Origin of the sequence: Dendronalium sp. ChiSLP03b, from assembly GCF_034531165.2 — a bacterium.
GTDB lineage: Bacteria > Cyanobacteriota > Cyanobacteriia > Cyanobacteriales > Nostocaceae > Dendronalium > Dendronalium minutum.
This window is the reverse complement of the sequence record NZ_JAVRBR020000112.1, coordinates 65,338-76,807: the sequence shown is the minus strand read 5'-3', so window position 1 is coordinate 76,807 and position 11,470 is coordinate 65,338. Positions and strand designations below refer to the sequence as shown.

The following is an 11,470-nucleotide window of genomic DNA, read 5'->3' as shown; positions in this document are numbered from 1 at the left end:
GGAAAACCTTTTGTTATTCTAAGTCAGTAGAAATGCTGCAACTATCGATTAGGTTGTTAGTTTTTTATCTTAAAAACCGTTGTATTCCGATGCGGGGGCGAAGAAAGCGCGAGGATAAGGCGATCGCACAATTCATATCGTAATTCAGCAACGCCTATGTATGACTACAGATAGAAAATACACAAACTTTTACTATTCCTTAATATAGAAAATATACACAAATAGTTTACATTGCTGTTATGCTCAGGATTAAATATCACAATTAACCCTGGTGTAATTGAGATATTATTATTTACTTGGTAACGATATAGTCCTTCTAAATGGAAAGATGTATCGCTATCTTCACGACGATTACTAGTAGGAGTCAGAACAGCAGGGCCAAAGTCATTACTCGTTACTCTGGGTGGCTGACCAAAGATTAAACCTCCTAAATTGCCCTTTTTGCCTAAATCCGGGAAAGCTAAAGTGACCGCCCAGTTCCAGATATCTGCTTTATCGCCTCTATTGACATTTGCGCCAGAACTAACTTCTGCGATCGCTTGAGTATACCCAACCCAACCAGAAAGTACAAATTTGGGGTTAAAACGATAGCTAGTTTCTACTCCATAATGATTGGCTGAAGTGGCAACACCAGCACCAAATGGGGTATTAGCAAAAGCACTACCATAAGCCCCCGAAACTGTAACATCATTATTACCACCACTGAAGTAAGAGTGTGCATAGCTCAAACCAAGAGTAAAGTTTTGGTTGGGCTGGAATGCTAATTGAGCTAAAGCACCATAACTACCATCAAATAGCCCTCTACCAGGATTAGCGTCATTACCTCTTCTAGCTAGATAACCCCCAGACAAAGTAATTGTGTCGCTCAATTTAAAAATAGCACTGACCCCTGAACCTGTATTACCAGCAGAACCTGTGTTACTAGCGCGGTAAATCGGGGAGAAGCGACCAAACCGCGAAAGAGATCCAATCGGGGTTGAAGACAGCAAAGGGTTAATCGTGTTGAAGTTGTCGTAGAACTCCCCACCAATAGCATCAACAATGACGTTGATTTTCTCACCTACCGGGAAGCGATAATATAATTTGCCCAGTACAACGTTGTTGCCGTTATCGCCGTCCCACGATACACGAGTCATGTTTGTACCTGTGACTGCCCCACTAAAGGCTGTGGTATTGTTTGCTTCTAAACGAGTAAATAACTGGTCTTTGCCAGTAAAGCTACTAATTAAGTTCAAGCGGATGCGATCGCTGAAAATCGGGTTGTCTTGAAGCCTTCGTCCACCCGATGCTGTATACTCGTTAGCTCTTGCAGTCTCTCTAGCTGTACCAGCTGGAGCTGCTTCAATTCTTCTCCAGCGATCGGAGTCTAATGCTCTATCCCCACCGAACACACTTCCAACAGAGAAAATTATTTCTGCATTTAACTTGGTAGTAGTCGAAAATTGTTGACTTTCTAACTGTGCATTACGAGCTTCCAACCCATCTATCCGTCCTCGTATTTCAACTAGTCCATCGGCGAATTCTTCTTGCAATTTTCGCAAGGTTTCTAAGTCTTCTTTTGTGACTAAATCTGCTGTGCTGGTTGTAATCAATTCATTAACCCGATTTAGACAAGCGTTAAGACCTGCGGCAAACTCATAGCGAGTCATTGCCCGATTTCCTCGGAAAGTACCATTGGGATATCCAGCTATACAACCGTAGCGCTCAACTAAAGATTGCAAAGCCTGAAATGCCCAATCTGTAGGTTGTACATCAGATAGTTGAGAGACTGAAGTAACCTGACTCATAACTGAGTTCGGACTTTTGTTGCTGTCATCATTGGACTGCTGGATCTGATCTGATGAAGTAACGCCGATAGGTGTAGTCACAACAGCTGGATTGTCTGTTTGAGCAACCACACCTTCTTTGATCTGTAACTGAAGAGTCTGTGTATCTGTTGGAATAGCTGATGCACCTTCATTGAGCAAACTAACTACTAATAATATTGGAGTAATCAACAATGAATTATGTAAAAAACTAGACATGAACCTCACACCTCAAATACTATTTGACCAACTTGATTGCTAAATATACTTTTAGCTAGTTTTAGGAAATCTGCTTCGCTAAATGTTTTTTGAAACAACGGGACTAAAACATCAAGGCAGGAAAATTATCAATCTTAATTAAGTCTTTATTGCCTTTGTCACCTTCAGATTTAGTCCACCCAATAATATTAAAATTGGAAATATTAGGATTGTCATGGTCTACAAAATCCTTGAGTTCAAAACTTCCATTTTGTACAATTTTTACTGCTTGCACTGTTAAAATATAAATGCTTTTAATCACAACATTACTTATAAAAATGCTAGTAATTACATAAACAAACAAACTTGCTTTCTTAGTTAGTTTCATAGGATTTAATGACAAGATTTGATTCAATTTGGTAATAATTAAGATACAAGTATTGAAATGAAGGCAAACGCATCTAAAGTACAACAATCCTTATAATAGCAAGTAAGAATTTGAGCGTTTCATTACTTAGTCTATTTTTTGGTCGATATCCTTAATATGGCAAGGATGTCAATTTTTACGTCAGGGCAAACGCATCTAAAGTATAAGAATCCTTTAATAGCAAGGGTTTTGGCGTTTTTAAAGTTAGCCTATTTTTTCGTCAATATCCTTATCCTGCAAGGGTTTTAGAAATACCGTGCGTTCGCCCTGATTTTTACGTGCGTTTGCCCTAGACACGATATTTAGAGGACAATATATAGTTCAAAGCTAAAAATATTTTTGAACAAAATTGCTGCTCTATTTATTGACTTCAATACTACTAGTGAACCGCTTTTTCTTCAGCCATAATCCTAACAATCCGGCAATTGCTGTTCCACTAATAGTCAATGGTTCTGGTACAGCTTTGACACTCACATTATCCAAGTATAAGAATCCCTTTCTATCCCAATTCCCAAACTTTAACTCTGTGGATGATGCGTCTGCTGTGAAATTGAATTTATATTGCGTATAGGGTTGAAAAGAAATGCCTTTTCGATCGAAAATCTTTTTTCCACCGACAAATGTCTGAAATTGATTATCAAGATCGGGGGCTTCGTCTATAGATGCTAAATAGTAACTAAGTTCGTATTCTACACCAGGTTGTGTAGAAAGCGTTTGTGATATGTAGCTAAGGTCTATAAATCCACTAAGTGATAAGCCTTGATTACCGCTTTGAGGAAAATTACTCATTCTTATCCCTGATATATCCATCGGATCGCCAGACTTAGTCCATCCTGTAACATTAGGATTTGTAGCGTTGGGATTGTTAGGATCTACGAGTGGGTCAAGTTCAAAGCTTCCGTTTTTAACAAGTTCTGCCGCTTGTGCTGCTGCATTATAAGTGTTGGCGATTACAGTAGTGCTAACTAAGGTAGTAGTAACACTAAAAAAGATAATTGAGATTTTTTTAGTTAACTTCATGAAAGTTGACTCCAAATAATTAAAAATTACGACAAGGTTTAAAACAAGCTGACTATAAATAGTGTCAATACAACTAAAAACTTTCTTTTGGTTTATAAGAGTTAGCTATTGATATGGATAATAATTCATATACTCAAAACAATCTCTCTGGGTAAACCGATAATGGAGTTTTTAATCAGATGAATTTCAGTATTATTATCAACACTATAGAGCCAGAAACTGCTTAAGCTGATACCTATGGTTTAGTCATACTCATCATCTATGACTTCATTACCATAGTTTTTCACTTGATGTTAAAGTATAGATTTGACACTCACATCATCCAAGAATAAAAATGCATCCTTGGCTTTGTAACCAAACTTTATCTCTGTGGATTCTCCTTTCGCTTTGAAAGATATGGTGTATTTTGTGTAAGATTGAAAAGGAGTGTTTTGACTAACAAAAACCTTCTTGCCACCGATAAAAACCTGAAATTTATTCTTGAGATCGGGTGGCTCCTCTATGGATGCAAAATAGTAAGTAAGTGTGTAGTTTTGACCCTTAACTGTAGGGATAGTCTGTGATATGTAGCTAATGTCAGAAAATCCACTCAGTGATAAACCTTGATTACCAGTGTTAGGATAGTTACCGATTCTAGTACCTGATATATCCATCGGGTCGCCAGACTTAGTCCATCCTGTAATATTAGGATTTGGAGCGTTGGGATCGTTAGGATCTACAAGAGAATCCATTTCAAAGCTTCCGTTCGTAATTAGTTCTTGTCCTTCTGTTTGTGCTACTGATTTATAGGCATTGGTAATCACAGCAGTCTGAAAGAAAGCAGCGGTCAAACTACAAACAACAATTGAGAGTTTTTTAGTGAACTTCACGAGACATGACTCCAAATAGTTCAAAATTCACGACAACGACTACTTGATTTACTTTGTAGCGATTAAGGCAGGATAAACCCATAAGTATTTTTGAAGATATTCTGGGCAGTACTATTACTCAAGTAGCTAGAAAAACTCCGTGCCGTCGATAAAACTGTAGTTCTGGTGAGTATACCCAGTGGATAGACAATAGCTTCGCTATCTGTGGTAAGGGCAGTGTCTGCGATTCTTACCTTGTTAGAAATAAGAGCATCAGTTCTGTAAACAAAACCTGCGTTAATAGTTTTATTTACACCGTTAACTGCAAGAGTTTTGTTTTCAACAGCAGTTAAAACGTTACGCACATTGCTTGCACGGTATAATTTGGAACTTACAGTATTGAAAATACCTCGTGTAGTGAGAACTTGTCTAGCATAATCCCCTGCTGGCACAACTGGCGGAGTACCTGTATAGTCACCTATGGCAATGCCAGTAATATTTGCGTTGGTCAAACCATTGATGCTATTAAGGGCAGCACTACCAGGACTAGGAGATGTCGTAGGGGCAATCAAAACTAGACGATTTTTGACAACATTCTTACGGCTACCTGAAACCAATTTACTTGGACTTGAATTCTGCAAAACATCTATTTGGTCGTTGGCAGCAGAAATGAAAATATCTGCTGGAGCTCCTGCTTGTATTTGACTAAGCAAGGTACCAGAAGCACCAAACGTATAAACAATGTTCACGCTTGGGTTAGCGTTTTGGTACTGAGTTTTAATAGCATTGAGTGCATTTGTTAAGCTGACAGCTGCATACACGTTAAGTGTGGTTGCAGATTTGGCTGGTGATAAATTAACAAACTGCAAACCTATTACCAGCATCATGCTAGTAACTGCCGTAGCAATCCAACTAAGAAGTCTTCTTCTGTTCATAATCAAAGAAAAGTGTTACTTGTGATGCGATCGTTATCTAGGAGATTCAAAAAATCAAAATAAGAGTCCTTTTGAGGTGAATCCTTTTCAAGCGCAAAGAGCGCTTTGCAAGCTAGGCAGTCACTTATAAGGAGCCACTGCTCGAATAGAGTTCAGATAGTATCTGACTACAAATAGACCATATAGACAAAAGGTAGATATTTTCTCTTGATTCACTCCTCAACCTCACACGCCTAATGCAACATCTCGTTCAAATAATTAGTAAGAAAAACTGGGATTATCAGAGAACTAATAACCCTTGATTTTTAGTTACACTCATATCCGACAAACACCTGTTCCTATGGTCGAGCGATTTTGCTCGGACATTCGTGGTGTAACGATATGATGCAAAAATATTACCAACCATCGGTGTTATTTACCAATAAGATTGGTAATGAAACCCTGACATCACAGAACCAATCAAGGAAAAAGCCAGAAAACTGCTTACCCAAATGGCAGGAAGACAAGGTCTAAACCTTGTGCTCGACTCTTTTTAGAGGTTCAGACGTTCTTGGCCTGTTAGCTTCTGTAGGGGGATGTAGACGATAGCGACAGTAAAATCATGACACTATCGCTGGTAATGGATTATCTGCCATTTTCGGGAGAAACACAGTTTATGGGTTTGATCGGGGGGAAACTACAGATAATGGTTTCCTTGGTAAGATAAGCATCATCTCCTATTTACTGCATGGACAGACTTAGGTAATTTTGAATGATGCAAGCAAATAAACCACCCAACCGACGCAAACATCTGTTAGGTGGTAGATATCAATCATTAATTGATATTAAAAAAACACCTTATGTATTATTACCAGATTTTCAAATTATTACCAACAAAATTGGTAATAAACTCTGACAAAGTTGGATCAGTAACTCATCGTCAACTGCTAGCCCAGCAGCCCAAACAGCAAATTTGATGGTATCAGCAGCTGCTAGGCTCAAAGATGCAATGGAGGAAATCAAGCCGCTTTATAGTCGGACGTATAGTTTTGAATAGCAAAGTCCTGTTTGACTCAGAACAAAGAATTAATTTGCCAAGCCGCGATCGCCGCATCGGTTTTTTAGTGCAAAAATAATAGATTATCTACTGGGAGTATCTGAGTGCAGGTAGAAGAACAGCTCATAGCGATGCAATTGCAGGGATTAAGCGATCGCTATCCGCACCAATTATCTGGAGGTCAACAATATTACTTCTCAACTCTAGACTAAATTAGTTATTTCTATTCCATAGCAATTACAATATCGTTGGACTTAATGACGGCATATGCTTCTTTTCCTTCCGACAGGTCTAACTCGTCTGCGGACACTCTGGTAATAATTGAGGTTAACTCAACTTTTTGGACAATCTCCAGTGTTACCTCGCTATTAACTGAGTCTTTTACAATCCTTTTGACAACACCCTTAAGGACATTGCGGGAGCTAACTTTTAGCGGTTTTTTTTGAATACTATTTTCTATCTCAGGCTTTTGAGTGTAAGCATTTTCCATTTCCACAATCTGAGTTGTTAATGATACTGGTAAAGAGTTTCGTTCGAGACTACGCACTAGTTCCCGTAGAATCTCTGTCTTGGTTCGCTGAAACTGCTCGCAGAACTCCTCCAGAATTTTCCGCTCCTCCTCCGACGTTTGGAATGTAACCCACCCTTGTTCCTTTCTGGGCATAATGTTACCAAATTAGTTAAAAAATATTGGACTATCGTTGGTACGATTTTACCAACTACTAATTTTATCAAAACAGAATTCAGGAGTCAGAAGCCAGAATTCAATTGGTGAATTCTGGGCGAGTGGCAAATGAATAAACGGGTTTAAGACCCCCGCTAAATTGAAAATTTAGCGGTCTACAATTAGTGGCGGGTTTGAATCCCTCACGCTCTTGTTCTGACTCCTGACTTCTAAATTCTGAATTCTTCTTCAAAAAAGAATCTCTGTTAGTAGTTTATGGTAAACGAATCATTGCTTTGTTGAGTTAGGTCTTTCTCTCATTGCTACCCTACTGGTTGTCAGTTGTAATCAAACAACCACGCCTATCCTAAACTCATAGTAACCTATCAAAATTAATGGGACAGACCACTACACTCAACCAAGCGCAAGGTTTCACCTTTTCTTCGTGCCACCTGGGTAAGCAGTTTTCTAACTTTTTCCCTTGATTTATTCTGTCAAGGTTTCATTACCAATTTTATTGGTAATTAGCATCTATAGTTGGTAATATGTTTGCATCATACCGTCATATCGCAAATGTCCGCTAAAAATTGCCCATAGGGACAGGTCTTTATTGGAGATGAGTATAGATAGAAATTAAGGGTTATTAGTTCTCCGATAACCCTAATTTTTCTTGCTTGCTATTTAAACGGTAGGTTCTATAAGGCGTGTGAGAGGTTAAGGAGTGAATCAAGAGAAAATACCTACATTTTGTTTGCATGGTCTATTTGTAACCAGTTCTTTGTTTGCATTCGCTCTTTCTCTTCTATCACAAGGGATACCAAATGCGATCGCTAACGACAAGCAACCATTACCTCAAGATTCATCGCCTAGTACTGTCGATCCAACAAAAAAGATTCTGCGATTAAGTGACTTTGAGGTGAAGCGGACTAGCGCGGATTTGCTAGTACAGTCGCAATCAGACACCATACCTCTACCCGTAAATCAAGCGGTGCATATTACGAATGTTAAAGTTAATGCTACTGACAAAGGGATAGAGGTGGTTTTAGAGACGAATGCCAAAAGTGAACAGTTGCAAGTCGCTCCAAAAACTAAAGGTAACTCTTACACAGCAAATATTGTTAATGCTCAATTGCGTTTAGCCACCGGTAATGCATTCCGACAAGAAAAACCAGCAACAGGAATTGCTGAGGTGATTGTTAGTAATGTGGATGCTAATACTATTCAGTTAACTGTAACTAGTGAAGCAGGAGTACTACAGGTAGAGTTGTTTGATAGTAATGAAGGGCTAGTGTTTGGAGTGAGTGTTAACTCATCGACTGCACAACAACCGACAACTGCACCAGAGCAAAAACCATCGACTGAAGAGGAGCAACCAATTGAACTAGAGGTAACTGGTTCCCCAGATACAGGTTATCGTGTTCCCAATACCAGTCTAGGAACAAAAACCGATACGCCACTACGGGACATTCCCGCTACAGTTCAGGTAATTCCTCGGCAGTTGATCGAAGACCAAGGAGCGCGTGATGTTACTGAGGCGGTCAGAAACTACGGTTTGATGCCATCAACCAACTCATCCAAAATATTCGACCTTTATACTATTCGAGGCTTTGAAGGTGGTGGTAATACTCTGCGGAACGGTTTGAAGGATTTTGTCAACCGTTCAACTTTAGGAACAGACCTGAGCAACGTTGAGCGCATCGAGATTCTCAAAGGCCCTGCTTCTGTACTCTACGGTCAACTCGAAGTCGGAGGTATAGTTAACATTGTTACTAAACAACCCCTTGACACACCTTATTACGCAGTAGATTTTGGTGTTGGCAGTTTTGGCTTCTATAAACCTGCCGTTGACTTGTCTGGCCCTCTAACCTCTGACAAAAGACTTTTATATAGACTGAACGCTGACTTCGAGAATAGAGATTACTTCACCGATTTGACCTTTTCAAGGCGTTTTCAGATTGCACCTGTCGTCACTTGGCGTATTGGCGACAACACAACGCTAACGATTGAAGGGCAGTACTATACTAGGCAGACGAACAGTGGTAGAACTCTTCCTGCTGAAGGAACCATACTTCCTAATCCCAATGGCAAGATACCTCTAAGTCGGTATGTGGGAGAGCCTGAAAATGATTTGCTCGATCGCACAACATATCGCATTGGCTATAACTTCAAACATCGCTTCAGTGATAACTGGTCACTGCAAAATGCTTTCAATGCTCTGTTTATGCGCTACAACCAAAATGTTGCAAGTATTAGCGGACTTAGACCAAACAAACGCACAGCCACACGAACAGTTCAATTTTATGATGGAGCTGTTTGGAACAATTACATCATGGACACAAATATTGTCGGTAAATTCAAAACTGGCAGCATTCAACACCAACTACTCCTCGGCTTTGACTTGTACCGAAATAGAAGTCCTGTATTCCCTAACAAAAGCTTTTCTCTAGCGCCCATCGATCTATTCAATCCAGTATATGGAAGTGATAGAGGCTCTTTAATCACTTCCACCAATACAGATGAGACAAATGATGCTTTGGGTATCTACGCCCAAGACCAAATTTCACTGACTGATAATTTGAAGTTAGTACTGGGCGGACGTTTTGACTGGGTGGAGACTAAAAGCATAGTTACAAACTATATCACTTCTTCATCTACAACAACCAGTCAATCCGATTCAGCATTTACTCCCAGAGTGGGCATTGTTTATCAACCAATTAAACCAGTTTCTCTCTACGCTAGCTACAGCAGATCGTTTACACAGAATGTTGGAACTAGCTTTGGTAGAGGAGATATATTTAAACCTTCTCGCGGTACTCAATACGAAGTAGGAGTCAAAGCTGATTTTGGCGATAACTTATCTGCTACCTTGGCGCTGTTTGATTTGACTAAAGACAACGTTTTAACTCCCGACTTGCAGCCAGGTCGAGGCCCTGGGTTTTTCATTCAAACAGGCGAGCAAAAAAGCCAAGGTATAGAATTAACTCTCACAGGGGAGATTTTACCAGGATGGAATGTAGCTGCTTCCTATGGTTACTTGAATGCATGGATTACCAAAGACACTACTTATCCAGTTGGCAACCGCCTGCAAAATTCACCCGAACACACTTTTAGCCTATGGACTTCCTACATAGTACCAGAAGGAGATTTGAAAGGATGGGGATTAGGACTAGGGTTATTTTATGTCGGCGAAAAGGAAGGCGACTTATTTAACTCATTCCAGTTACCTTCACATTTACAGACGGATGCAGCTATTTATTACCGTAATGATAACCTCAACCTTTCGCTGAATTTTAAAAACATCTTCGATGTTGAATATTATGAATCAGCCAGAGGTATTCTGAGTGTTGTTCCAGGCGATCCTTTTACAGTAGAGTTTCGAGCGGGGTGGAGGTTTTGAGAACTCTTGTGAGAAATTGGCGAAGTCGCAAAATGCGGCTATTTGCGATCGCCCTTTTTTGCCTGGTGTCACTATGCGCTTGTAACTACTGGATAAACCCGCATAATAGCAGGCAACTTACTCTATCGCCATTAAAAACAGATGTCCGGGCGATCGCACACGCAATGGGTGAAACTACCGTTCCCCTCCACCCCCAGCGAGTTGTAGCTATACATTGGTATGCAGCTGAAGTGGCTACAGCTTTGGGAGTCAAGCTCTTAGGAATTCCTGGGCCAATCCTTCACTATTTAGATCCAAAAAATATACCGAAAGACATTACTGACATTGGCTGGCCAGTCAACATCGAAAAGGTTGTAGCTCTTAAGCCCGACTTACTATTGGGTAGTGTAGGTTGGTATCAAGATACTTACCGTTTATGGTCGCAAATCGCACCCACGGTTCTAGACACAATGAAATATAACGGGCAATGGAAAGAACCATTTTTCCAAATAGCAAGGTTCTTGGGTAAAACCGAGAAGGCTAAACAAATCGTATCGCAGTACAACGCACGCATAGCCGAGTTCAAAACCAAAATAGGAAGCAGACTCAAAAATATGAAAGTGTCTGTAGTCAGCCTCAATCCAGGAGCGATTAATTTGGTCACTAAAAGTTCATTTTCCGGTGTCATCTTAGAGGATTTTGGTTTGCAGCGTCCACCCTCGCAGGATCTAGATGTAAATGCAACTCGTAAGCTATCAAATTACCCCGTTAATTACGTTATATCCGCAGAATTGCTCGCTAAATTGGATGGGGATGCCTTGTTTTTAATAGCTTCCCGCTTTAACAGCCCTCTTGAGTCCCAAAGAGCAATTGGGCAACTCCAAACAGAACCTCTGTGGTCAAAACTAAAGGTTGTCCAACAAGGTAAAGTTTATGGGGTTGGGGAATATTGGCTTTCTGGCAGCTATATCACAGCTAATCGAGTGATTGATGATTTATTTAAGTACATAGTAGAAGATTAACTAGGGGTGTAAGGGTGTAAGGGTGTAAGGGGTGTAGGGGGTCACGGTGTTGGTCGGGGCATAAATCCCCGACCAACACAATCGTCCTTTGCAACGGGGCTTCTACCCACTCTTTGTTGGGGCTTGTCCTTTCCCCTAC

General features: G+C 40.1%; 9 protein-coding genes and 1 pseudogene. 4 read left to right on the top strand and 6 right to left on the bottom strand.

Translation table 11 applies throughout. The annotated features are described in order from the left end of the window. Positions 1-164: 164 nt before the first annotated feature. The 5 genes from RMY31_RS25860 to modA form a co-directional block, all read right to left on the bottom strand. On the bottom strand, positions 165-2,024 hold the full coding sequence (locus tag RMY31_RS25860) for an iron uptake porin (RefSeq protein WP_322661262.1): 1,860 nt from the start codon (positions 2,022-2,024) through the stop codon (positions 165-167). A 103-nt stretch (positions 2,025-2,127) separates the two neighbouring features. Further along, on the bottom strand, positions 2,128-2,391 hold the full coding sequence (locus tag RMY31_RS25855) for a hypothetical protein (protein WP_322661260.1): 264 nt from the start codon (positions 2,389-2,391) through the stop codon (positions 2,128-2,130). A gap of 396 nt (positions 2,392-2,787) precedes the next feature. Next, on the bottom strand, positions 2,788-3,450 hold the full coding sequence (locus RMY31_RS25850) for a PEP-CTERM sorting domain-containing protein (RefSeq protein ID WP_322661258.1): 663 nt from the start codon (positions 3,448-3,450) through the stop codon (positions 2,788-2,790). 293 nt (positions 3,451-3,743) lie between these two features. After that, the gene (locus tag RMY31_RS25845) at positions 3,744-4,319 is read right to left on the bottom strand and encodes a DUF642 domain-containing protein (protein ID WP_322661256.1); all 576 of its coding nucleotides are present in this window, start codon (positions 4,317-4,319) and stop codon (positions 3,744-3,746) included. A 62-nt stretch (positions 4,320-4,381) separates the two neighbouring features. After that, positions 4,382-5,233 (bottom strand): molybdate ABC transporter substrate-binding protein, encoded by an 852-nt coding sequence (gene modA, locus RMY31_RS25840; RefSeq protein WP_409878419.1) that lies wholly within the window; start codon positions 5,231-5,233, stop codon positions 4,382-4,384. A 751-nt stretch (positions 5,234-5,984) separates the two neighbouring features. Between modA and RMY31_RS25835 the strand changes: the two genes are divergently transcribed. Together RMY31_RS25835 and RMY31_RS25830 are read left to right on the top strand one after the other, a co-directional pair. Next, on the top strand, positions 5,985-6,128 hold the full coding sequence (locus tag RMY31_RS25835; RefSeq protein ID WP_322661252.1) for a hypothetical protein: 144 nt from the start codon (positions 5,985-5,987) through the stop codon (positions 6,126-6,128). Positions 6,129-6,249: 121 nt separating this feature from the next. Beyond that, positions 6,250-6,457, top strand: a pseudogene (locus RMY31_RS25830) (molybdate ABC transporter permease subunit); the annotation flags it as partial. Between the two features lie 35 nt (positions 6,458-6,492). Here RMY31_RS25830 and RMY31_RS25825 read toward each other — a convergent pair. After that, positions 6,493-6,933 carry a molybdopterin-binding protein gene (locus RMY31_RS25825; protein WP_322661250.1) on the bottom strand — a complete coding sequence of 147 codons (441 nt, stop codon included), beginning with the start codon at positions 6,931-6,933 and terminating at the stop codon, positions 6,493-6,495. 721 nt (positions 6,934-7,654) lie between these two features. Here RMY31_RS25825 and RMY31_RS25820 point away from each other — a divergent pair. Then, complete coding sequence (locus RMY31_RS25820; RefSeq protein ID WP_322661248.1) at positions 7,655-10,330, top strand: TonB-dependent siderophore receptor; 2,676 nt, start codon at positions 7,655-7,657, stop codon at positions 10,328-10,330. Positions 10,331-10,338: 8 nt separating this feature from the next. Beyond that, positions 10,339-11,331, top strand: a complete 993-nt coding sequence (locus RMY31_RS25815; protein ID WP_322661246.1) for an iron-siderophore ABC transporter substrate-binding protein — start codon at positions 10,339-10,341, stop codon at positions 11,329-11,331. The last annotated feature ends 139 nt before the right edge of the window (positions 11,332-11,470 follow it).